The organism is Methylomonas sp. EFPC1, assembly GCF_016925515.1.
GTDB lineage: Bacteria > Pseudomonadota > Gammaproteobacteria > Methylococcales > Methylomonadaceae > Methylomonas > Methylomonas defluvii.
Genome location: NZ_CP070494.1, coordinates 2,122,695 through 2,146,434 on the forward strand (window position 1 = coordinate 2,122,695; position 23,740 = coordinate 2,146,434).

The following is a 23,740-nucleotide window of genomic DNA, read 5'->3' on the forward strand; positions in this document are numbered from 1 at the left end:
CATGTCTTACATGTTTACAGTCAGCCCGGATTTTGCCCCAGACCACCTGTCGGGTTGGTATATATTCAACACTTGGTTGCAAAAGCAGAGCGCCGAGGCCATCCATTTGGAAATGTACAATCACTATCAAGACCTGCATCAGGCCATCGCAGCCGATAAGATCGATTTGATTTACGCCAACCCCTTCGATGCCGCCATGCTGGTCCGAGAGAAAGGTTTTTTGCCGCTGGTACGCGCCCAGGGCGAATCCGACGAAGCGATCATTGCCGTTAACGCCGGCAGTAATATCAACGATGTGGCCGAATTAAAACCGAATACTCGGGTGGCTTTCACCGACGATCCGGATGTGCGCCTGATGGGCATGATTATGTTGGAGCCCGCGGATTTGCACGCCGGGAATATCGTCCCGTTGTTATCGGACAATCATGTTTTGGTGGCCAAACACCTGCTGAAAGGCGAAGCGGATGTCGGCATCATTCTGGCGGAGGCCTATGACAACCTGTCCGGTGTGATTAAAAAACAGCTGCGGATCTTGGTGCGTAGCCAAATAAGCGTCATCTACCATTCTTTGATGATAGGGCCGAGATTGCAAAATCGCCGCGCCGACATTCAAAAAATATTACTGGAGATGGATAAGGATGAAAAAGGCGGTGGGGTGTTGAATGCCCTGGGCTTTAGGGCATGGCAACGGATCGAAGACGAGGAAATGGAGTTCATGATCGATTTGATGGATACCTTGAACACCTGATTCCATCGCGATGCATCAGTCGACCGTAATCGATTTTCTGCGACATGGCGAAGCCCGTGGTGGTTCGTATTATCGTGGAGTCACCGACGATGCGCTGACCGAACGCGGTTGGCGGCAGATGTATGGTCAATGCGGGGCAGGGCAGTGGGATGTGGTGATCAGCTCGCCGCTACGCCGTTGCCGTTCCTTTGCCGCGGCCTGGTGCGAACAACAGCAACAGGATTTGGTGATTGAACCGGCATGGGGTGAAATTGATTTCGGCGCTTGGGAAGGCCAAACCGCCGAGCAAATTTCCAGTCGCTGGCCCGACGCTCTGGCGGCATTTTATAAAGACCCCGTCCATTTCACCCCGCCGAACGCGGAAAGCTACCAAGCATTCGCCGCCCGCGTCAGGAAGGGCTGGGAAAGTTTATTGGCTGAGCAGGCCGGACGCCGCGTGCTGGTAGTAACCCATGCCGGTGTGATCAGAGCAATATTTGCGGAAGCCTTCAAACTGCCGGTTACCCAAAGTTTTCATATCGATTTGCCGCACGCCTGTTTAACCCGTTTTACCTGTTTTGATGACGGTAACGGGCGCTTCGTCCAGCTTAATTTTCACAAGCCGGTTTGATTCTTCTATACTGGCCCTACACTTGATTTAGGCGCGGCCGTTTTGACCAATCGATTCCTACCCATCCATTTAGGCGCGCCGGGCGAAGAGATCAGCAAAAAAGATCTATATGCAGTTGCCCAACGATTCAAGCACTTCAATCAGTTGCGTTTGCAACATGTACAAAGTTTTTTGCAGCCGCGCCAACAGGATTTCTTAAAGCTGCTGCCGTTACTGTTTCATCAAAATCATCCCTTGTTGCCCGGTTTCGTGTCGCTGGAAGGCCCGGCGGGTATTCCCGATTACACGCCCAACAAGCAGACTATAGATGTTGCCAAGCAGTTTTCCAAAGGCTTTGTCTACAAGCGCAAGGCCTTAAGACACTATCCTATCCAGGCGATTTTTTTGATGGGTAGCGTCGGGAGTATGGCGTTTTCGAAAAACAGCGATATTGATATTTGGCTTTGCCATTCATCCACTTTGGCGCCGGATGAATTAAACGAATTGCGGCAAAAAGCCCAGGAAGTGGAAAAATGGGCGGCGACCTTAAAAATTGAGACGCATTTTTTTCTGGTTGATGCGGTGCAGTTTTTGCGCGGCGAAAATACGCCGATCTCTAAAGAGAGTAGCGGCGAAACGCAACATTATCTGTTATTGGAAGAGTTTTACCGCACCTCGATTTACATCGCCGGGCGGATACCGGTCTGGTGGTTGGTGCCGCCGCAACAGGAAAAATACTATAAGCAATATGTAGCGCATTTGCTGGAGAACCGGTTTATCTCCGAAACCGACGTCGTCGATTTCGGCGGCTTAGAAGATATGCCGATGGCGGAATTCGTCAGTGCGACGCTTTGGCATATCTACAAGTCTTTGACATCCCCGCATAAGTCCTTGTTGAAGCTGCTGCTGATGGAAAGTTATGCCAGCGAATTTCCCGAACCGCAGTGGTTGTGTCTGTCATTGAAGCAGGCGGTGTATCAAGGCGATTTCAGTGTCGAAAGCCTGGATCCTTACCTGCTGATGTACCGCAAAGTGGATGCCTATCTGCGCCAGGCTCAGTCCAAACGCCGCTTGAATCTGATTCGGGAATGTTTTTACATGAAGATCATGGCCGCGTCCGATAATCTCACGGAGAACAGAGTGCGCTTGCAGCGTGAAGATTATCTGCATAGTGTGGCAGATCAATGGGAATGGCCGGAGGATTTGCTGGACAATTTAGCCAGCCAAAAATTTTGGGACATTAAGAAAGCCAGTGTCGAGCACGTGGTGATTCGCGATCAATTGCAACAATGTCTGCGGATGATTTTAAAGTTTTCCGGTTTGCCATTGGATCAGGCGCAGCGGGAAAACAGAGACTTGAAATTGATCGGCCGGAAATTGCGGGCCACCCTGGATTTACGTCCCGACAAAATCGAGGTGCTCACCACCAGAACCACGGTCCACGCCAAACCCGATCTGCTGATAGCTGTGGAAGTCCTGACTGACGACGCGCCGCCGCGCTGGTGTTTATACGATGACCGAGCGGCGTCACAGAAAGCCTCCCTGGAAAGCGCGATTAAATCCGGCGAGAGCTTGCTCGAAGTTTTATGCTGGGCCGTGGTAAACGGCTTGTACAAAAAGTCGCTCAATCTGCAACTGGTCACTTCCAGTCTTAAAATTGCCAATAATGATTTATATCAACTGTTTAATGAATTAAATGCGTTTCTAAGCCGCTATTTGCCGGGTAGGGAGAACGATCTGGAGGTTTACGGTGAGCCGAATCGCGTCTCGTCGTCCTTGTTACTGATAAACCTCGGCGAAAGTTTGGCGATTGACGCGAACAATCAACAGTTAGTGATGAGCGAACGCTCGGATCCGTTAAGTTATGGTGACAGCCGCCAATGTTTCATCCAGAGCATCCAGCGCCTATCCGTATCCAGTTGGGGTGAGGCCAGCTTGCAGCGCTATATAGGTATAGAGGGGGTTTTTAACTGCCTAGTCGATGTGTTCAATAACAGCGCCGCGCCCTTGTCTGCCGAGAAACTCCAAGCGCTATGTTACAACCCGGTACGCGGCAAAAGCATCATCTTGCGCATCGAATCTTTGTTCGGCAATTTGCTAAAATTTTTTGCATCCGCTCGGGACGGCTTGCAGCGCTATATCGTGGCTGCCGAGACCGGTTATGGCTTGTTCCAACTCAGAAACGGCAGCCTGGGCTATTACCGGCTGGACACGCAAAATCAACTGCTGCATGAATTAGCCAAGCCGAATCCGCAATTTTCCGCAGTATTTTTTGATGCCTACGTACTGGATCAAACCTATATTCCGTCTTTATATACGCAGAATTTGGCTGATGTGATTCAGGTTTTTTATCATGCAACCAGTAAACACGTGGGTGTTTACGTGCTTGATGAAAAAGGCGCGCTGTTTGTCCATCAGCATAGCAATGCCAATCCTGAGCACGTCATCACGCACTATTCCGTGTTTTTAGACACCTTGCTGGCGCGCGCGCAATTGCCGGATGGTTTGAGTGTCAAATTTTACGAAATCCAGCGCAATTCAGCCGGAGTGCTATCTTGCCAGGCCGTGCCGGTCAAACTAGGCGCCAGTGTGATGGATCTGAGAGTGCGGATAGCGACCGATGAGGACGGTGCAATTGCGATCTATTGCAACGAAGAAAAATTTTCCGTTACTAACGTCGATAGCTTCAAACCGATCCGCGCCCACATACTGGGCTATCGGAAAAACCGCGACGACTATCCGTTTCACATCACCGAAATAGATGTACCTTGTCGTTTGTTGGGAACAGACCGAAACGAGCAGTTACAAGCCGCCCATTTCCTAAACTACAAGCAAAAAATAGAAGACAAACTAAATATTTAATATTTCAGGGTCGCAGCCGATATTTAGCTCACACCAGTCGAGCTATGGGGGTTGCCATGATTATCCAGAATTCCGCCGTCCACCTGCAAAGTCAGCATCAAGTGCAACAGATCAGCAAACGCAGCGAATCGCTGCGGGTCTGGATCGATAAGCCGGAAGATACCCCCAATACCGCGCGAAAGACTCGTCCCGAAACTGCGCGCAACGTCATTCAAGATACCCTTGATCTCAGCCGGTCGGCGCAAACTTCGGCAACCGCTGCGCAAACCCTGGATACCGATAGGGCGCTCAGTTCCAAAGATAATCTGCTGTTGCAAATCATTAGACGCATGGTCAAGGAGATTACCGGCCGCGACTTTGAATTATTCGCACCGGATGATCTCAAGGGGCAAGCCGACTCTGTGATCATTCAGGCCCCGCAGCAAGCACCGGCAACATCCGTCCCCGAGCGCGAAGGGTATGGACTGGTCTACGAAAAATCCGAGTCTTATTTCGAAAGCGAAACGACTAATTTCAGCGCCGAAGGGAGTATCACCACCCGGGATGGGCAAACGCTGAGTTTTTCAGTGTCCTTGTCGATGAGCCGCAGCTTTTATACCGAATCCAATCTCAGTATCCGCGCCGGCGACGCCGTGAAAACCGATCCTTTGGTTATCAATTTCGACGGCAATGCCGCAGAGTTAAGCGGCAGCCGATTTCAATTCGATATCGATGCTGATGGTCGTTTGGATCAAATAGCCGGTTTGAAAGCCGGCAGCGGTCTGCTGGCATTGGACAAAAACCAGGATGGCCTGATCAACGACGGTTCGGAATTGTTCGGTCCGCGCAGCGGCAACGGCTTTGCAGACTTAGCGGCTTATGACGACGATAACAATCAGTTTATCGACGCCGGCGATGCCGTTTACAAACAACTGCGAATCTGGCAGCGGCATGATGACGGGTCGCAGCAATTATTGGCGCTGGGTGATAAAAATGTCGGCGCGATTTACTTAGGTCACTTGACGACGCCGTTCCAATTAAAAGACACCGCCAATCAAGCGCTGGGTGAAATTGCCAGTAGCGGTATCTATTTAACCGAACAAGGCCAAGCCGGCAGCGTGCAGCAACTTAATTTCCTGGTTTGAAACAAAGATTTCCCATGATTTTCCTGCGGCCGAGTCGGGGCATTTTTTTCCGGCTTGGCCGAGCATGGATACGGAAGCCTCTCATGCCTGCCCCATCATCTGTCTGAATTCGATAATTGAGCTAGACTTGCCCACATTGCAAAACAATGTCGAAACGATCATGACACGCCATGCTTTATGGTTAGCCCGATCCTCAAATATTGCTGTTCCTGCGAATCCGGACTGATTCCCTTCGCGGCTTATAAGGCCCCCAAGCTGTGGGAATGTTCCTCGCTGTCGATATGAAGGTCGGTTGATAGTCGGAGTCGCAATCCAGGTATCCGGGATTGCTGATTAATAAAGATTGAACGACTCAAAGCACTGCTCATAAGACCCTATGAAAAAATATATTGTCGGATTTTTTGTATTAACTAGTCACGCCTGCGTCTTGCAGGCTGCATCTCAAGACGCACTTGAGCTGAATGTGGAAGACTTGCTGAATGTTGAAGTGACTTCAGTGTCCAAAAAAGCCCAAGCACTGAACGATTCCGCGGCCGCGATATTTGTCATTACCAACGATGACATCAAACGAACGGGCGCGACCAGTATTCCCGAGGCACTGCGCATGGCCCCAGGCCTTGACGTGGCGCGTATCGATTCGAACAAGTGGGCGGTCAGTTCTCGGGGCTTTAATGCGCGTTTCTCCAACAAGTTGCTGGTATTGATCGATGGTCGCAATACCTACAGCCGCATGTTTTCCGGCACCTATTGGGAAAACCAGGACGTGATGATGGAGGATGTCGAGCGGATTGAGGTGATTAGAGGGCCTGGTGCAACGCTGTGGGGTGCGAACGCGGTAAATGGCGTGATCAACATCATCACCAAGCACAGCTCGAAAACACAAGGCGGTCTGGTGGCGGCGGGCGGCGGTACTGAGGAGCAGGGGTTTGGTGCGTTTCGCTATGGCGGCAATTTGGGCGAGGATACCACTGGCCGGGTTTATGCGAAGGGGTTCAAACGCGATCAAAATACCAATGCGCAAGGCCATGGCGCCGGCGACGATTGGGACAAAGTACAGGGTGGGTTTCGCATAGATTCTCAGCTGTCGTCAGCGGACGAACTTAAATTTCAGGGCGATCTTTATCACAGTCATCTCAATCAAGTGCTGTCTAAACCCAGTATTTTAGTGCCCTACAGTACAACTTTCCGTGATAAAGCCGAAGCTTACGGCGGCAATATCATGGGACGTTGGCAGCACACATTTTCCACCCAGTCCGACATGTCCCTACAGTTGTTTTACGACTACTATCGACGCAATGAGGAATGGATGTCCGAGGGGCGGGATACGTTTGACTTGGATTTTCAACATCGCTTCGGCTTGTTTGATAGCCATGAATTGATTTGGGGGCTGGGTTACCAACTAACCTCGGATCGCCTTGAAAGCAGCACTATATTCAGCATGTCTCCTGCTCACCGGAAAAATCAGTTATTCAGCGCATTCGTCCAGGATGAAATGGAATTGATAGACCAAACGCTGTGGTTGACCTTGGGCAACAAATTTGAACATAACGATTTCACCGGCTTTGAAGGCCAGCCCACCGCCCGATTAATGTGGGCGCCGGCGCTGAATCATCGGCTTTGGGCCGGGGTATCCAGAGCAGTGCGCACGCCCTCGCGCGGCGAAGCCAATATGCGCTTGACGACAGCGGTTGTGCCGCCGTCATCGCCATTTTTTATACCGGTGGAACTGGCGCTGGAGGGTAACACAAGCTTGCGCAGCGAAGATGTGATTGCTTACGAAGTGGGTTACCGCACCACCATGATCAAATCCGTATCGGTGGATGTGACGGCGTTTTATAACGATTACGCGCACATGCGCGACGCTTCCCAAGGCGCCGTTTATTTCGATCCTATTCGCGGTGTGTTGGTCCAGCCTTTACCCTTTAGCAATAATTTAAAGGCCAAGACCTATGGTGTCGAAGTCTCGACAGTCTGGCAAATGCTGGACTGGTGGCGGTGGGACGCCAATTACAGCGTGCTTAAAACCGAAGTGCCGCAAACCGCTATGGCGGTGGTGGGCGTCAGCCCGCAACAGCGGATGAACTTACGCAGTGCGGTCAATATTCGGCCGGATTTGGACTTTGATGTTTGGTTTCGCTACGTCGGCAACAATGCCGCAGCAACAGCTTCCGGCAACAGTTACATACCCGATTATGTGACGATGGACGCGCGCTTGGCCTGGCGCCCCGAACCTGATCTGGAAATATCATTGGTAGGCCAAAACTTATTAACTAATAGCCACTTGGAATATCAACAGGAAAACCTGGTACTGCCAACATTTATTGATCGGGGTATGTACGGAAAAATCAGTTGGAATTTCTAATGCCGCTGGCAGGTAGACTGTTTTGCATTTTTTCTATTTAATTGGATTGTTGTTGCGACGGATATGCAAAACGCAATAAAAATTTATCTGTTGGTATTAATGTTATTTAGTTCAAGCGCGTCTTGCGCGGCGCCGTTGGCGCTTGAGCAATATACGGTATTGGCTGCATTGACGCTTAATTTTGCCCGTTTTACGCAATGGCCTGAGCAGGCGTTTGCCAATTCCGGAAATAACCTGCAGGTTTGTTTGGTGGGGGACAATGCATTATTGCAATCTTTCGATTCAATTAGCGGTAAAGCGGTTGGGGATAGAGTGATTAAAATAATTAATTCGGACAAATTACGTAATTTAAGTCAATGTCATATTCTGTTTTTAAGCGAATTATCCAATAGTGTTTTGTCGCAAGTTTTTTTAGATACCAGGCAGTTCCCAGTGTTGACGATAGGTGAAGAAGCTGATTTTATTGGATCGGGAGGCATGGTGGCTATGGTGAATACCGATGGAAAAATACAGTTACATATCAATCTTTCCATGGTTAAAAGTTCGGGGCTAACGATTAGTTCCAGCCTTCTGCGCTTAGCGAAAATTGTCGGCGATAATTAGGAGAGATAATCGCATGTTTAAATGGTTTAATAATGCGCCTATCAAGATAAAGCTAGTATTTATTATGACTTTGATCGCTGTGTTGACGCTATTTTCGGCAAGCACTGCGATTGTTGTAAATGAATATTATGCCAAAAAGAAAGATACCGAGCAGCAGCTGGTATTAATTGCCAATATTATTGCATCGAATATTTCAGCGGCACTGGTTTTTGAAGATACTGTGTCGGCTAATACTATGCTGAATAGTATGAAAACCCGGGACAGTATATTAAATGCCGAATTATACGATAAACAAGGCAATTTATTTGCCGACTATCATTCGCAAAAACTCGGTGTTAGTCATTGGGATGCGGAAAAAGCTTCCGCGCTTTTAAACGATGCGCAATCCATTCCTAGCTCAGAAAGCGTATATGGTTTTATAGGCGAAGTTTTCGCTGATTGGTATGAGAACTTGTTTCCTACCAATAATATTGTCGGTAAGGCTGGCGAAAAAAACGTATTCCAATACGATGAGGAAAATAATCTGCATTTTGTCCGTTCGATAGAATTGGATGGCGACGTGGTGGGTGTATTGCATTTGGTGGATGACCAAAGCGGCTTCTACGCCATATTAAAAGCGTTTTATTCGACTATGGGTTTGATCGTGGTGTTTACCATGATCTTAATCGGTATTTTAACCACCAAATTACAGCAAATATTTTTGGCGCCCTTACTTAAACTGATGGACGCGATGCAATCGGTGGGTCATGAGAAGAGTTTTTCGCATCGCATTAACAAGACCAGCAACGATGAATTCGGCGATCTAGCCGATGTGTACAATGCCATGCTGGCCGAAATCCAGTTCCGAGACGACCAACTGGCCATGCACCGCAATTCTTTGGAGCAACAGGTTGTCGAGCGTACCCAGCAATTGGAAGAAAAAAATCAAGAACTGAGTATCAGCATCGCCGAAGCGCTATCCGCTAAAGAACAAGCCGAACAAGCCAGTAAAGCCAAGTCGCAATTTTTGGCAACCATGAGCCACGAGATCAGAACGCCGATGAACGGCGTGTTGGGCATGACCGAGTTGTTGATGTCATCCGGTTTGGACGACAGGCAACGCCGATTTGCCGATACCGCCTACCGTTCCGCCAATTCGCTATTAAGCATCATCAATAATATTCTCGATTTTTCCAAAATCGAAGCCGGCAAATTACAGCTGATCGTTCAGGAATTCGATCTACGCCGCTTATTGGAAGACACCGTGGAAATGATGGCGGAGCAAGCCCACCGTAAAGGCCTGGAATTGATATTGAATCTTCCGCACCAAATGCACTTTATTGTGCAAGGCGATGCGGAACGATTACGGCAAGTGCTGGTTAACCTGCTGAGCAATGCCATCAAGTTCACCGAAGAAGGCGATGTACAGCTTAAGGTGAGTTTTCCGGAAAATGCGGCGCGCGATAAAGTCAGATTATTATTCGAAGTAATCGATACCGGCATAGGGGTTGCCGCGGAGCGCCAGGCGGAAATTTTCGATAGTTTCACGCAGTCCGACGGCAGCATAACCCGGCGCTATGGCGGTACCGGTTTAGGTTTGACCATTTCCAAGCAATTAGTCGAATTAATGGGCGGTAATCTGGGGCTGGAAAGCAATATCGGCCGAGGTTCCCGGTTTTACTTTGACTTAGAATTGGGGTTGGGCATCCAGACCAACATCGAACGTGCCGATACCAGTGCTTTGGAAGGTCTGCACATCCTGGTAGTCGATGATAATGCGATAAACCGCGACATACTCCACGATCAAGTTTCGCTATGGGGCGCCCATGTCACGACCGTCGATAGCGGACCTAGGGCGCTGAAGATATTGGTCGAGGCGGCTACGTTAAATAATCCGTTTCAAGTAGCTCTGCTGGATTGGCATTTGCCGGTCATGGACGGCTTGACGCTGGCTAAGGCCATTCAACGCGACCAGCGTATTCCCAAACTCCCGTTGATCATGCTCAGCTCTGAAAATGTCAGCATTAAAACCGGCCTGACCCACGAATACGGCATCAGCTTTTATTTGAACAAACCGGTTTTCCAACAACGCCTGCTGAATTGCTTGCTGGAAATCGCCACGTTCGCACCCGTGGAGCAAACGGTGCCTTCCTCCGTTACGCCGGAGCAAATTAGGTTTTCAGGACGCATTTTGGTGGCTGAAGATAACTTGGTCAATCAGGAAGTGGTGAAAAGCTTTTTGGAAAGCATGGGCTGCACCGCGGAGGTGGTAGCAGACGGTCAGGAAGCGCTGCAAGCAGCCTGCCGGCGTCGGTATGACTTGATTTTGATGGATTGTCACATGCCGATTATGGACGGCTTTTCGGCAACGACCAAGATTCGCGAACATGAGCAAGCCACGGCCTCAACTAGAATTCCTATCATTGCTTTAACCGCCGATGTGCAAAAAGGCATACACGACCAATGTGAAATGGTCGGAATGGACGGCTATTTAAGTAAACCGTTCAGCAAGGAACAACTGCACCACCTATTGATAAATTGGCTGCCAAATGCCGCGGATACTGCACTGGAGCGGGCGCCGCTGGAATATCAAGACGCAGTAATGTCAGACAACTGCACCCCCGGCTCGATTTGCCAGGCCGATCTAGCTCAGCTTCGGGATATTTACGATGCGAATGGGGTAAGTTTATTAAACAAAGCCATAGCACTCTATCTGCAAACCGCGCCGGAAACAGCCGAAAAACTTAGACAAGCCGCTACCGATGGGCAGGCGGATTTGTTAGCCGATATGGCTCACGCCCTCAAATCGTCCAGCGCCAATCTGGGTGCCAGGGACTTGTCCAAAACCTGCCGATTACTGGAGGCTGCCGGCCGCCAAGCAGATCTTGCGGCAGTTCCGGCACTGCTGGCAGAATTTGAGGCGCAATTGCCGGCGGCTTTGGCCGAGCTGCGTGTTATTGCCCATGCCAGCGTAGCGCAGCCCGATGTGCCGCAATCCGGCATGGATAAGCGAGTAGCCGACTTGGCGCTGGAAGCCAAGCGAATTTTACTGATAGACGACGATCCAAACTTCAGATTGATTACCGGCGAACAGTTAAAAGCCTCGGGTTTCGACGTCGTGGAGGCCGAGAGTGGCGAAGCGGCGCTGCTCTTGCTGGAAACGGCCATTCCTGATCTAGTCATAGTCGATGCGATCATGCCGGGCATCGACGGTTTTGAAACCTGCCGGCGCATGTCCGCCAACCCCGCCATGACGGACATTCCCATCATTATGTCTACCGGCTTGGAAGACATCGAATCGATAAATCGGGCATTTAAAGTCGGCGCGACCGACTTCATCATTAAACCGCTTAATCATGTGGTATTGATTCATCACATCCGTTTTCTGCTGCGCTCCAGCCATGACACGGCGGAATTACGCAACAGTAAGCAGCAATTGTCTGCTGCGCAACGCATCGCCGGTTTGGGCTATTGGACTTGGGATCCACGGCAGGATAAATTCGAAATATCGCCGTTTTTAGCGGAAATGTGCCAAATGCCGGCCGACTATTTTCGGGGAGAGCTCAGCAACTATTTGAATTTAATTGAGGCTGCGGACCGCAAAATAGTGCAGACCTTGATAGAAGCCGCTGCCCAGGGCGAACAAGTCGAGTATGTCGAGTACCGCTTGCGGCCGGATCTGGAAACGCCCATCAGCGTCCGCCAGGATACGGCCATGATCAGCAGCGGACAACAGAGTTTTGTCACCGGGACGGTGCAGGATATTTCCAAGCAAAAGCAATCGGAAAAAATCATCCATCAGTTGGCGTATTTCGATGAGTTGACCGGCCTGGCCAGCCGCGTTCATTATCACAAGCGTATTCAACAGACCATCAAAGCCTCGGCGCGCGGCAAGCTGGAGTTTGCGTTTTTATTCCTGGATCTGGACGAATTTAAGTATGTCAACGACAGCTTTGGACATAACGTCGGCGATCAATTTCTGAAAGCGATCGCCCAACGTATCCAAAGCGTGGTACGTGAAGAAGACTTTGCTGCACGATTGGGAGGAGACGAATTTTGTATCATCGCCAGCAGCATTACCGACGAATTTCAAGCCATGGAAATCGCCGAACGCTGTTTGCAGGAAATCAACCGACCTTTAATTTTGGATACCCACCATTTAAAGCCCCGCGTCAGTATCGGTATTGCTATTTATCCAAAAGATGGCGAGAACGAGCACGACTTGATGAAAGCCGCCGACACCGCCATGTACGCAGCGAAAAGCGCCGGCAAACAGCGCTACGCTTACTATCGGCCTGAGATGACGGGCCTGGCGATTAAGCGCATGCAAGACGAGCAAACGTTGCGCGACGCGCTGGAGCACCAGCAATTGCAATTGTATTATCAGCCCCAGGTAAGTATGTTGGATGGGCGAATGATAGGTCTCGAAGCCTTGGTGCGCTGGCGACATCCGTTGCGCGGTTTGTTGGGGCCCGGCGAGTTTATTCCTTTGGCTGAGGCTTTGGGTTTGATCGGTAAAATTAGCGACTGGGCTATTCAACAGGCTTGCGAACAATTAATTGCCTGGCAAAATCAAGGGCTGCCGTTATTCACCACGGCTGTCAACGTCTCGGCAAGCCATTTCCGCGATCCGCAATTTCCGTTCACGTTGCGGGAAATCCTCAAACATACCCAATTGCCGGCTCACTATTTACAAATCGAAGTCACGGAAAGTGCCATGCAAACGGCGGCAGACTTAGAGATATTTAAAAAACTAAAGGGCATAGGAGTGAAAATCGCGATAGACGATTTCGGCACCGGCTTTTCGTCGCTGGCGTCGCTGAAGCAGTTGCCGGTGGATTGTCTGAAAATCGACAGAACCTTTGTTCAGGACGTGTTGTTTAATCCGCAAACCCCGATTTTGCTCGGTACGATTATCGGCATGGCCAATGCGATGAATTTCTCGCTGGTGGCGGAGGGCGTGGAGACGATAGAGCAAGCCATGGTGATGAGCGGTTTGGGCTGCCAAGTGGTGCAAGGCTATTTGTTTAGTCAGCCTCTGACCGCCGCCGAAGTGCCGGCCATGTTTGACAAAGATTTCCGGCTGGAATTTATTCACTCCAAACCAGCCCATAACGATATTCATCGAAACAATTATGACTGATCTTGAATTGCCGGAACGCTTTGCAGATATTAAACGGCTGCCTTCTTTGCCGCACGACGTTCATCAAGTGGTCAAAGCCTTGTCCGACGATAATCTGGATTATGCCCGGTTAGCCAAGATTCTGGCTGGGCATGCGACGATTTCGTCGCGACTGATTGCCTTGGCCAATTCGGCATGGTTTAACAACTCCAGCGAACCGGTGACGTCATTGGAAAGAACCTGTTTGAAACTGGGATTAAATATTGTCCGGGGCGTCGGTATCGGTTTGGCGGTGATGAAGCCGTTTAATATCAGGGATTGCCGAAGTTTCGATATCAAACGCTATTGGATCAGTACCATGCTGGTGGCGCACGCTGCCCGTGCGCTGGCCGACGAGCTTGCGGCGGAGCGGGGCAATGAACACTTGCCGCAAACCGTGCATACCGGCGGCATCCTGCACAATATCGGCTTGCTCTGCATGGCCGACATCATGCCCGAAGAAACCCACCAGGCCCTGCGTTTTAAACAAGCCAATCCCGAATTGGACTTGAATCAAGCCTTGCGCAAATTGCTGCATACCGATTATTGCGAAGTCGGGGCGCATCTGACCGTTTCCTGGGGAATACCCGAAGCGTTGGTGGCGATTATTCGGTACCATCGCAATCCGGGTTATCAAGGCAGCTATTGGCGGCAGGCAGCTTTGGTCGGCGCGGCGACGCATATGGTGGGTAGTGTGTTCGACGATAAAGAAACCTGGCCGGTCTCGGCCTTTGAGAAACTGAGCATCAGCCCGGCCTGTCAGGCTGAGATATTTGCCGACCTGCAAAGCCAATATTTAAAAACTCAGGAATTGGCGAAAGTGCTATTTCCTTAAGAAGTGGTGCTGAAAACACTACTTTAGTCTTTTTATCCGCCTGATTCGGCCGTAGATTTTTTGCAAAAAACGGTTAGCAGCGGGGATCACGACCCTAAGAATTGCCTTGGCGGCGCGTTTTAATGTCGTCATGCAAGCAGTTGTCGCCGCGTCTGTCGCCTGTTTCAGGTTGATTTCTCGATCCGCGACCCAGCCATGTCGGTGTAACCAGTGTAATAAGCCGCTCAAAAACAGGCATGTCGGCGTCAATCCCACAAAAAACCACAGCAAGCGGCCGCTTTCGCCCAAGGCTTCGCCGGTATGGAGCGGCCAAAGCCAGGTGGTAAATGTTTGTCCGGCTGAGAATTGGCTGGGGTTTTGCACATCGCGAATTTGTCCGCTCCAGCGGTCCACCCAAACGGTCGTGAACGGGTGGTGTTGATTGATCTCGTTAAGTTGGCGCAAATTGATCCGATACGTCCCCAGCTCGCCAACCGGGGTGGTAATTCGCCGGACTTCCGAGCTGGGAAACGGTCCGCGGGCCACGAGGATTGCTTCCGACAGACTGGTCGGCCTGTCATTGGGTATGGCGCTGCTGCGCACATTGGGGCCGGCGTCACCATGTCCCATGCCGGACGCGGCGGTCAGGTTCTCCAGCAGGCTAGGGTAGGCCAGATGAAAACCAGTGAAGGCCAGCAACATTAAAAAGCCGGAACTGGCTACGCCCAGTAGTCGGTGCAAATCAAATACTAGCCGCATCAAGCCGGCATCGTGGCGCAGCGAAAAGGCGCGCCACAACTTGGGCCAGCCCGGCCACCACAGGTACAAACCACTGAGTACCGACAACATTAATAAGCCGCCTAAAACCGCCAACGCATTTCGGCCAAAGCCGTCCAATTGCAGTTGGGTATGTAAATCCAACAGCCAGGTCGTCAGGGTTTGGCCCCATAAGCGGCTGTCGACAACCCGGCCGGTGTAAGGATTGACCGAGACCATCAGAGGCGCATAAAAGGCGTCTACGCTTTCCTTGGGCTTTTCAAACCAGGCGGTGATCATGCCGTCCGGTGCTCGCGGCATTTCCAAGGTCCAGGCACCGTGCCGATCCGGATGGGCAGCACGTACCGCCGCGACGATTTTGTCCAGCGATAAAGCCGTTGATTGTGGGGTATCGACGCGCAATTGCGGATTGAGCAAGCTATCCAATTCTTCCCGGTAAATACTCAAACTGCCGGTCAAGCCGATCAGCGCGAAGATGAGTCCCAAACTCAGTGCCAGATAAACATGGCACAAGCGCCACCATTTGCGGGCATTCAGGATAAAGCGTGGGCGGACAATCAGCGGGTAATGGGTTTCTTGCATGGGGTAAACAGTCGGAGATTTAACGACAGCCCGCCTGTTGGGCGGCGTAGGCGTTATCAATTTAAAAAACAGCATTTGCCAGGCACGGCAACCGGCTATTTTGCAGGATTAATCCAACAACAACCAGCCCATGACAGCCGTTGCGCCGCAGACAAGTTTAAAAAATCGGCTAGACTGCCTAAATCACGCTTGGCGGCGGAGTTTATGTGGTAGAAATATGAGGCGTTTAATACAGGATAAATATAGGTCGGAGAGGCGATGAATCTGAGCAGTTTGCTATTTCTGGCCGGAATTGTTGCTGTCCAACAGTTCAGCCGCTTGCCTAGTCTGTTTGAGTTTATCGGTTTGGGGGTTAGCAGCTTGTTGTTGATTTATCGGCGCCATTGGCGGCTTTTCGCGCTGCTGGCTGGGGTGTTGTGGGCGAGTTTATTCGGTAGCTGGCGGCTGTCCCAACAACTCCCCGATACCTATCAAAATCAGGAAGTGAAAATTCAAGGCTATATCGCCAGTCTGCCGCAACAACAAGAGCAGCGCACCAATTTTGATTTTATTGTCACGGCGCCCTCCGGCAACTTTCCGGATAAAATTCGTCTGAGCTGGTATTACCCTAAGCTCAACTTGGCTGCGGGGCAGGGCTGGGAGTTCCGGGTAAAGTTGCGCAGGCCGCACGGCCGCCTCAACCCCGGCGGCTTTGATTTCGAAGCGTGGTTATTTGCCAACCATATCGGTGCGACAGGTTATGTGCGCGACAAATCGCCGCCGCAAATCGTGAGCTTATCGCCGAGTATCGGTCAATATTTTGCTCGGTGTCGGCAAGCGATTGCTGATCGACTGGACGCTGCTTTGCCCGGCAGCGGACAGTTGGCCGTACTAAAAGCATTGACCATCGGCAGCCAAAACGCAATCACCCAAGAGCAATGGCGCGTGTTTAGACTCACCGGTGTGGTGCATTTAATCGTGATTTCCGGTTCACATATCAGTCTGATTGCCGGCCTGATTTACCTTTGGGCCAGACGGCTGTGGGCTTGGACCGGGATATTAAGCATTTCGCCACAACGGGCCGCCGCATTGTGCGCTTGGCTGGCCGCGCTGTTTTACGCCGGTTTGGCGGGCTATTCTGTGCCTACTCTACGCGCGGTGGTGATGCTCAGCGTGGCGTTGGCAGCAATCGCTTGGCAGCGTAACACTGCGCCGATGCGAATTTTATTGCTGGCGTTGCTGGCTGTCTTGCTGTTCGATCCGTTGGCGGTGTTATCGGTCGGCTTTTGGCTGTCATTCGTGGCGGTGGCATTATTGATTTACGTGTCGGCGGGCCGATTGGGCAGACCTTCGTATTGGCGCGAAGCCGGCGCCGCGCAATTGGCCACAGCCGTGGGCTTGTCGCCCTTATTGGTCGTGTTTTTTCAGCAGGTATCGTTGATATCGCCTGTCGCCAATTGGTTGGCAGTGCCGGTTATCGGCATATTGATCGTGCCGCCGGCCTTGTTGGCGGTGGTGTTATTGTTTATCTGGCCGGCATGCGGAGCGCTGTTGCTGCAAGTTTTGGACTATGCCTTGCAAGGCTTGTGGTGGGTGCTTTCGCACATGGCCGAATTACCATTAGCCAGCATCTATTGCCTCCCTCCGCCATGGTATGCGATTAGCTTGGCGGCCATCGGCGTGCTCCTGTTGTTAGCGCCAAGGGGCTTTCCATGCCGGTATTTAAGTCCGTTACTGTTTTTGCCGTTAATATTGGTTGATGTTGAAAAGCCGAAAATCGGTGAAGCCTGGTTGACTGTTTTGGACGTGGGCCAAGGATTAGCAGCCGTGGTGCAAACTGCGGAACATACTCTGGTGTTTGATACCGGCGCACGCTATTCGGAATACTCCGATATGGGTGATTCAGTGGTTCTGCCGTTTTTACGCGAGCAGGGTATTTCTAGGGTCGACAGCTTGGTGATTAGTCATGGCGACAACGACCACAGTGGTGGCGCGGAGTCGATATTTGCCGAATTGCCGGTAGACAAGGCTGTTAGCAGTGTGCCTGAATGGGCCGCACGCGAACACGGCGAGTATTGCCGGGCCGGACAAACCTGGCGTTGGGATGACGTTACTTTTATGGTGCTGTCCCCACCGGAAAGTGGATTCATCGGTGATAACGATAACTCCTGCGTATTACAAGTAAGCTCCGCACAGCAGGTTTTTTTGCTGACCGGCGACATCGAACAAACGGCCGAAAACTGGTTGGTGCGCGAGTACGCTGACAAACTTGCCAGTGACGTGTTGTTGGCACCGCACCATGGCAGCAAAACTTCATCAAGCCTGGCTTTGCTTGAAAAAGTTAATCCCACGCTTATTTTGATTCCCGCCGGTTATCAAAACCGTTTTGGTTTTCCGCATCGCCAGGTTATCGAACGCTATAGCCAGCTTGGCATGGCTTGGTTGAATACGGCCGAACAGGGCGCTATTTCGGTGCGTAGTGGGCCCGAAACAATTCAGCCGATAGCCGAGCGAGCCAAACGGCAACGCTATTGGCGAACACCCGCGCCGAATCGGCAGAGTATTGATGTCAGATAAATTTTGCCGTGTCGGCGTTTCTGCCTATACTCTCAGGATCAAAATATGGAGCATTGCAGTGGAGAATGAAAACCGTAGCAGAATACGTTTTAACCCGGAAGGACTCGTGGCGCACATCATTATCGAACCGCCACCGCCCGGCGGCGAGATCATCATTGACGGCCAAGTTGTCGATATGAGTTACAGCGGCATAAAAATTCGCTTGAAAGAACCTCTGGGTCAAGCAGTGGACGAGGCGGAATTGCGGATTTCCATCATACTGCCGGAGTCGCGGGTGGCGATGTCTATACACGGTAACATCAAGCATATCCGCGAAGATCGCGAATGCGGTTTGCAATATAGTCCGAGCAAGCACAGCGAGGACGAATTCGACGATCTGATGTTCGAATGCGTTAAGCTGGCACCGCAGCGTAAAGATTAATCGAGACCCCTATGAGCAGATTGATACGGTGTGTGCGGTCATTCTGGGGCCACCTCAATGGTGATGCCGCTTATGAGCGTTATTTGCTGCATTGGCAAGCGCATCACGCCGGGCAGTTTCCGCCGTTAAGTCGAAAAGGATTTTTTGCGGCTGAAACGCAGCGCAAATGGAATGGCATCAAGCGGTGTTGCTGAGTTTTATTGTTGCTCGAGTTGCTGGTGCTAAAAAGTATTCCAACCGCAGTTCACTATTCCATTCAAATAGTCCAGTCTCAGAGAGCCGGTGCAATTCGATGAACTTGTGTACGGCGCAAGTTTGGCATTGCAAGCCGCAAGGCAATAAAAAAGGCTTAGGTTTTCCAACCTAAGCCTTTGTAGTCCATTCCGAGGGGACGATTATTCGGCTTGGTCTTTATTTTTGCCGCGTCTTGATGGTGAGCCGACCCGTTTTTTGCTTTTGTCTTTTTTCACCAAAGCCGGGTCGAATTTGGAAATATCCAAAGGTTTACCGACTACCCGGACTTTTTTCAGGGCCTGGAACAAATCTTTGGGCATGCCGGCGGGCAGTTCTACGGTGCTGTAGTGCTCCTCGATTTTGATGCGGGCGATATGATCGCCGTCTATACCGGTTTCGTTGGCGATAGCCCCGACGATATTGCCGGGTTTCACGCCGTCGGCATGGCCTACTTCGATGCGGAAGGTTTCCATTTCTACCGCGCCGACGCGACCTTTTTCCCTTCTTGGGCCGCGGTCGTTACGATCATTGCGGTCGGAACGGCCTTTTTCCTCGGCGTCTTTGCGTGGTTTTTTGCTGGGCTCTTTCATCAGCAAAGGCGTATCGCCTTGCAATAACTTGGCTAACGCCGCTGCAATGTCAAGTGCCGGGACATTATGCTCAACCTGATATTGGTTGATTAATTGGTTGTAAAAGCTGAGTTCCTCGCCGGCCAGCGTATCGGTAATCCGCTGTTTGAAACGGTTGATGCGGGCGTTGTTGATAAAGTCGGTGGAAGGCAGTTGCATTTCTTCGACTTTTTGTTTCGTAGCTTGCTCGATATTGGCCAGCAGGCGTTTTTCGCGCGGCGAGACAAACAAAATCGCGTCGCCGGTGCGGCCGGCACGACCGGTACGGCCGATACGATGGATATAAGATTCGGTGTCGTAAGGGATGTCATAGTTGACGACATGGGTAATACGATCAACGTCCAGGCCGCGGGCCGCAACGTCTGTGGCAATCAGAATATCCAGTTTGCCGCTTTTCAGATTATCAATAGCCCGCTCACGCAAGGCTTGCGACATGTCGCCGTTAATCGCCGAGGCGGAAAAACCACGCGCTTCCAATTTTTCCGCGACTTCGATGGTAGCGGTTTTGGTTCTGACGAAGATAATCATGCCGTCGAAGTTTTCCGCTTCCAGAATACGGGTCAGCGCATCCATTTTGTGCACACCGCTGACAAACCAGTAGCGTTGGCGAATATTGGCGGCGGTGGCGGTTTTAACCTTGATGGTGACTTGTTCGGGGTTGTTCAGGTATTTCTGCGCAATTTTGCGAATTTCGGTTGGCATGGTGGCCGAGAACAGCGCGGTTTGGCGCGTCGATGGGGTTTGCTCCAGAATCCATTCCACGTCATCGATAAAGCCCATCCGTAACATTTCGTCGGCTTCGTCCAGGACCAGGGTAGAAAGCTGATCCAGTTTTAGCGTGCCGCGACGCATGTGGTCCATGACCCGTCCCGGTGTACCCACCACGACATGCGCACCGCGATTCAATTGGCGTAGCTGGCTGGTGTAATCCTGGCCGCCGTAGATTGGCAAGACGTGAAAGCCTTTGATATGGGCGGCATAACTTTGGAAGGCCTCGGCAACCTGTATCGCTAATTCGCGGGTAGGGGCTAGCACCAAGGCTTGCGGGTCTTTTTGGTTGAGATTAATACGCGACAAAATCGGTAAGGCGAATGCAGCGGTTTTACCGGTACCGGTTTGGGCTTGGCCCAACACGTCGCGACCAGCCATGACGAACGGAATAATCTGTGCTTGAATCGGAGAAGGCGTTTCGTAACCGACACTTTCCAGCGCTTTTAAAATGGTGTCTGAAAGCGATAAATCTTTAAAGGAAGGCGTGGCGGAGGAAGGGGCGTCGGACATTAATAATACCTGTAGAAAAAAAGAGAGTTGCCGGCCATGGGCTAGCTATGCCCGGCATTGTATCGCAACTTAGTCTGATATTGCTTAACTTATTGATAATTACCGTAAAATCCTGGCTTGTTCAGTTTGCTTTTCCGGACGAGTAATTTAAGCAAATAAAGATGAAAAATTGCGCGCCGAAAATCAGATTCGCCATCAACAAATGTACCGGTTGAGCGACGGCGGGAAATCCCAATCTGTCCAGGCTGACGCCAGCCAAAATGGCGGTAACGATCAATCCCACTAGAAGATAAGCAGTGCGCAACAGCAGGCTCTGTTTGTCGGCTTGTTGATAAATTTGCCAGGCCAGCCAGAGGTTGGTGAACAAAATGATCGACGAAAAAGACCGGTGAATATAAAAAACGATCGGAAAACTATCGCGCCAATATTGCCTGTCGATATAGCTGTGCTCATGAGCAATGTAATCGACCGCTTCCCTGACTTGGGTGCCCATTGCTACTTGCAGCAAAGTCATTGCCATGGCAATTTTTAAAACCAAAGCAAATCGCGGCGTTAGCCAATGGCTGTCGATGGCTTGCAGTAGGGGTTTTTGCGATCTGGCAATCGCGTATATGAGCAGCGCGACGATAAATAAGGCCAACAACATGTGCAGCGTTATCATCAAGGGCTTTAAGTTACTCGCTACCACGGCCGAACCCAGCCACCCCTGAAATCCGACCAGCAAAAATACCGATAACGCTAAATAAAAGATGGCTTTGTCGGCTTTCAGATAAACCCTGGAAGTCCAGGCGGTAAGAAAAATCAGAAAACCAATCGTCACGCCGACCAGGCGATTGGTATATTCGGTCCAGGTTTTTAACGGATTGAAGGTGGTGCTTTCATAGCCGCGCGCCGCATAAATTTCGTGATAATTGGCAGGCAGTTGTGATTCGTGGGTCGGTGGCACCCATTGCCCGAAGCAGGTGGGCCAATCCGGGCAGCCCATACCGGCTCCTGAGGCGCGGACGATGCCGCCAACCAAGATCACGAAATACACGGCAAAGATGGTAAGGGTGCCTAAGCGGCGAAAACGGGTGGCGTCTTGGGCGTCTATCATGTGTTGTGAATTCTCAAAGGAACATTGAATGCGCGAGTTCGATCTCTTCCGAGACCCCTTCAATTTCCAAAATTTCTGTATCGGGCTGTATGCCCAGTTTCACAAAGGCGGGTACGGTGTTCCAATCGACGCGGCAGGCGGGATGATCGGTGCCGGCTATGCTTTGCAGAAAAGCGACTTGCACTAAATCGACGTAATCAGCTTTGGAGCCTGAGTCGCGCTGAAAATCCACATATTCGGAAGGCACCAATTTAAGTTCTTCCGGGAAATTCCAGGTGTTCATGATCAGTTTGCCGACATGCGGGTGGGCTTTCTCCAGCAGCTTGTCTAATCGGGATGGGCTGTCTCTAAATTCCGGAATTTTCTCGACCAGTGTCAATATTGGTAATTTACCGATTTGATGGATCAGCCCGGCCAGCATGGCTTCATCGGCGTTTAAATGCGGTACGAATGCGGCCAACGCGCGACTGATCGCTGAGACGTTCACGCCTTGCTCCCAGGTGCTGCGGAAATAGCCTTCCAGTAGCGCCGTGGTAGGCGTGAACATTTGCTGCATGATCAAGCTGGTAATCAGCGTGCGGATGGTGTTGTTGCCGAGCCGGGTTACGGCCATTTGGATATTTTTGATTTCCATGGTGCCGCGATAAAGAGGGCTGTTGGCCACTTGTATCAAACGGGCGGAAATGGCGGCGTCGGTTGCGATGATCTCGGCCAGGCTTTGCGCGGTGGCATCGCCTTTACTGACAGCGTCGCGGACTTTGATGGCGACATCCGGCAAGGTAGGCAGGATTAATCGGTTGGCGTCTAGTTCCGCTTGCACATGGACTAAAAAGTCTTGAACAGATTTGAATTGCATGGATTGAATTTCCGCTATTGATCCGAAATTATCGCGATTGGCGTCCGATAGTCGTCATCAAGTATAAGGTTTTTTGGCAGTCCATCAACTATTTGCAAGACCACCAGCGCCCGGATTATTCCGGACCAGACCGAGTTAGCCAATACGCACCCCATGCTTTGCTGAGAGATACCATCCAACACCTTGCAGCCATTAACCACGCCGCGGGCTGATGGCTCAAATTCAGCGATAAACAGCGCGCGTTTAACTTTGCCCAGATAGTGGCTGCGAGCCACGATTTCTTGGCCTGTGTAGCAGCCTTTACTAAAACTGATGCCGCCAAGTTGGTCAATACCCAACATCTGCGGTATGTGCTGTTCCGATTGGTTAATATCGAACCAGGGTAGGGCAGTGGAGATGTCTTGATAACGCCACTCGTCCAGACAGCCGTACTCGAATTCGTAGCGGCTACTGAGTAATCCGGCAAATTCATCGATCTGATCAGGTGTACCCAGTGTCAAATAACGCGCGGCGCCAGGTAGTTTAATGGTCGTTACCGGTATTTGCCCTACAGCGAAATTGCCTGTCGGAGCGTCTATCTCAGGCGCAAAACCCGATATGCCCAAAATACGCATGTTTCCAGTTTGATCCTGCAATGTTGCATCGGCACGCAATATGTACATCCGCAATTTTTTTAACACCGTGTCGAGCAAATCCGCAGGCAATATCAGGTAAAAAGACGCTGGCGATTTAACTACCAACAGTGTACTGATGACTCGGCCCTTGGCGTTACAGAATCCGGCTATACTGGCTTGCGATGCCGATAAATCGTTAATATTGCACGTCAGCTGGCCTTGTAACAGTTTTGCGGCATCCTGACCGATAACTTCTATAAGGCTCAGACCGGTGGACGCGAAAATTTTTTTGGGTAAAGCAAGTGCATTGGGTTCGCTAAAAGCGTTTGTGTGATCTGTGCGGTCTTCAAGCATGGCGGCAACGTTTGTAGGAATACATGAACATAATTTAGCAGGGTAGTTTACCTTAGCTCGAAAAAGGTGCGGCGATTGTGTCGAAAAATCTTGAACAG

16 protein-coding genes are annotated in these 23,740 nt (G+C 50.9%); 11 read left to right on the top strand and 5 right to left on the bottom strand.

All coding sequences use genetic code 11. The annotated features are described in order from the left end of the window. Position 1 precedes the first annotated feature (1 nt). The 8 genes from JWZ98_RS09795 to JWZ98_RS09830 all read left to right on the top strand — a co-directional run bounded on the left by JWZ98_RS09795 (position 2) and on the right by JWZ98_RS09830 (position 14,263). A complete protein-coding gene (locus JWZ98_RS09795) occupies positions 2 to 748 on the top strand; it encodes a phosphate/phosphite/phosphonate ABC transporter substrate-binding protein (RefSeq protein WP_205454135.1) in 747 nt (248 codons plus the stop codon). A 10-nt stretch (positions 749 to 758) separates the two neighbouring features. Next, entirely contained in the window at positions 759 to 1,358 is a 600-nt protein-coding gene (gene cobC / locus JWZ98_RS09800) for an alpha-ribazole phosphatase family protein (protein WP_205454136.1), read from the top strand. A 42-nt stretch (positions 1,359 to 1,400) separates the two neighbouring features. Beyond that, positions 1,401 to 4,199 carry a class I adenylate cyclase gene (locus tag JWZ98_RS09805; protein WP_205454137.1) on the top strand — a complete coding sequence of 933 codons (2,799 nt, stop codon included), beginning with the start codon at positions 1,401 to 1,403 and terminating at the stop codon, positions 4,197 to 4,199. Positions 4,200 to 4,255: 56 nt separating this feature from the next. Then, complete coding sequence (locus JWZ98_RS09810) at positions 4,256 to 5,323, top strand: hypothetical protein (RefSeq protein ID WP_240348289.1); 1,068 nt, start codon at positions 4,256 to 4,258, stop codon at positions 5,321 to 5,323. A 376-nt stretch (positions 5,324 to 5,699) separates the two neighbouring features. After that, a complete protein-coding gene (locus tag JWZ98_RS09815) occupies positions 5,700 to 7,685 on the top strand; it encodes a TonB-dependent receptor (protein WP_205454139.1) in 1,986 nt (661 codons plus the stop codon). A gap of 63 nt (positions 7,686 to 7,748) precedes the next feature. Further along, positions 7,749 to 8,288, top strand: a complete 540-nt coding sequence (locus JWZ98_RS09820; RefSeq protein WP_026600224.1) for a YfiR family protein — start codon at positions 7,749 to 7,751, stop codon at positions 8,286 to 8,288. Positions 8,289 to 8,352: 64 nt separating this feature from the next. After that, positions 8,353 to 13,410 (top strand): EAL domain-containing protein, encoded by a 5,058-nt coding sequence (locus JWZ98_RS09825; protein WP_240348291.1) that lies wholly within the window; start codon positions 8,353 to 8,355, stop codon positions 13,408 to 13,410. Further along, positions 13,403 to 14,263 (top strand): HDOD domain-containing protein, encoded by an 861-nt coding sequence (locus JWZ98_RS09830; protein WP_051670511.1) that lies wholly within the window; start codon positions 13,403 to 13,405, stop codon positions 14,261 to 14,263. Before JWZ98_RS09825 ends, JWZ98_RS09830 begins: the two co-directional genes overlap by 8 nt. A gap of 18 nt (positions 14,264 to 14,281) precedes the next feature. Here JWZ98_RS09830 and JWZ98_RS09835 read toward each other — a convergent pair whose 3' ends face one another. Next, positions 14,282 to 15,601, bottom strand: a complete 1,320-nt coding sequence (locus JWZ98_RS09835) for a PepSY-associated TM helix domain-containing protein (RefSeq protein WP_101052611.1) — start codon at positions 15,599 to 15,601, stop codon at positions 14,282 to 14,284. A 258-nt stretch (positions 15,602 to 15,859) separates the two neighbouring features. Here JWZ98_RS09835 and JWZ98_RS09840 point away from each other — a divergent pair, with 258 nt between their 5' ends. The 3 genes from JWZ98_RS09840 (at position 15,860) to JWZ98_RS09850 (ending at position 18,772) form a co-directional block, all read left to right on the top strand. Further along, positions 15,860 to 18,157 carry a DNA internalization-related competence protein ComEC/Rec2 gene (locus JWZ98_RS09840; protein WP_205454141.1) on the top strand — a complete coding sequence of 766 codons (2,298 nt, stop codon included), beginning with the start codon at positions 15,860 to 15,862 and terminating at the stop codon, positions 18,155 to 18,157. Positions 18,158 to 18,263: 106 nt separating this feature from the next. Then, on the top strand, positions 18,264 to 18,578 hold the full coding sequence (locus JWZ98_RS09845; RefSeq protein WP_240348293.1) for a PilZ domain-containing protein: 315 nt from the start codon (positions 18,264 to 18,266) through the stop codon (positions 18,576 to 18,578). 11 nt (positions 18,579 to 18,589) lie between these two features. Beyond that, positions 18,590 to 18,772, top strand: a complete 183-nt coding sequence (locus tag JWZ98_RS09850; protein ID WP_205454142.1) for a YbdD/YjiX family protein — start codon at positions 18,590 to 18,592, stop codon at positions 18,770 to 18,772. Between the two features lie 201 nt (positions 18,773 to 18,973). On the opposite strand, the gene JWZ98_RS09855 is transcribed toward JWZ98_RS09850, so the two are convergent. The 4 genes from JWZ98_RS09855 to JWZ98_RS09870 all read right to left on the bottom strand — a co-directional run bounded on the left by JWZ98_RS09855 (position 18,974) and on the right by JWZ98_RS09870 (position 23,642). Beyond that, entirely contained in the window at positions 18,974 to 20,722 is a 1,749-nt protein-coding gene (locus tag JWZ98_RS09855) for a DEAD/DEAH box helicase (protein ID WP_171695049.1), read from the bottom strand. A gap of 121 nt (positions 20,723 to 20,843) precedes the next feature. Further along, a complete protein-coding gene (locus JWZ98_RS09860; RefSeq protein WP_205454143.1) occupies positions 20,844 to 21,818 on the bottom strand; it encodes a COX15/CtaA family protein in 975 nt (324 codons plus the stop codon). Positions 21,819 to 21,831: 13 nt separating this feature from the next. Further along, positions 21,832 to 22,674, bottom strand: coding sequence for an HDOD domain-containing protein (locus JWZ98_RS09865; protein WP_020481918.1), 843 nt, complete (start codon positions 22,672 to 22,674; stop codon positions 21,832 to 21,834). A gap of 14 nt (positions 22,675 to 22,688) precedes the next feature. Beyond that, complete coding sequence (locus tag JWZ98_RS09870) at positions 22,689 to 23,642, bottom strand: folate-binding protein YgfZ (protein WP_205454144.1); 954 nt, start codon at positions 23,640 to 23,642, stop codon at positions 22,689 to 22,691. Positions 23,643 to 23,740: the final 98 nt, after the last annotated feature.

What these genes read in the sequence shown, in the direction of transcription:
- JWZ98_RS09795 (WP_205454135.1), top strand. Translation starts at nt 2, where the DNA reads ATGTCTTACATGTTTACAGTCAGCCCGGATTTTGCCCCAGACCACCTG.
- cobC (WP_205454136.1), top strand. Translation starts at nt 759, where the DNA reads ATGCATCAGTCGACCGTAATCGATTTTCTGCGACATGGCGAAGCCCGT.
- JWZ98_RS09810 (WP_240348289.1), top strand. Translation starts at nt 4,256, where the DNA reads ATGATTATCCAGAATTCCGCCGTCCACCTGCAAAGTCAGCATCAAGTG.
- JWZ98_RS09815 (WP_205454139.1), top strand. Translation starts at nt 5,700, where the DNA reads ATGAAAAAATATATTGTCGGATTTTTTGTATTAACTAGTCACGCCTGC.
- JWZ98_RS09820 (WP_026600224.1), top strand. Translation starts at nt 7,749, where the DNA reads ATGCAAAACGCAATAAAAATTTATCTGTTGGTATTAATGTTATTTAGT.
- JWZ98_RS09825 (WP_240348291.1), top strand. Translation starts at nt 8,353, where the DNA reads ATGACTTTGATCGCTGTGTTGACGCTATTTTCGGCAAGCACTGCGATT.
- JWZ98_RS09830 (WP_051670511.1), top strand. Translation starts at nt 13,403, where the DNA reads ATGACTGATCTTGAATTGCCGGAACGCTTTGCAGATATTAAACGGCTG.
- JWZ98_RS09835 (WP_101052611.1), bottom strand. Translation starts at nt 15,601, where the DNA reads ATGCAAGAAACCCATTACCCGCTGATTGTCCGCCCACGCTTTATCCTG.
- JWZ98_RS09840 (WP_205454141.1), top strand. Translation starts at nt 15,860, where the DNA reads ATGAATCTGAGCAGTTTGCTATTTCTGGCCGGAATTGTTGCTGTCCAA.
- JWZ98_RS09850 (WP_205454142.1), top strand. Translation starts at nt 18,590, where the DNA reads ATGAGCAGATTGATACGGTGTGTGCGGTCATTCTGGGGCCACCTCAAT.
- JWZ98_RS09855 (WP_171695049.1), bottom strand. Translation starts at nt 20,722, where the DNA reads ATGTCCGACGCCCCTTCCTCCGCCACGCCTTCCTTTAAAGATTTATCG.
- JWZ98_RS09860 (WP_205454143.1), bottom strand. Translation starts at nt 21,818, where the DNA reads ATGATAGACGCCCAAGACGCCACCCGTTTTCGCCGCTTAGGCACCCTT.
- JWZ98_RS09865 (WP_020481918.1), bottom strand. Translation starts at nt 22,674, where the DNA reads ATGCAATTCAAATCTGTTCAAGACTTTTTAGTCCATGTGCAAGCGGAA.
- JWZ98_RS09870 (WP_205454144.1), bottom strand. Translation starts at nt 23,642, where the DNA reads ATGCTTGAAGACCGCACAGATCACACAAACGCTTTTAGCGAACCCAAT.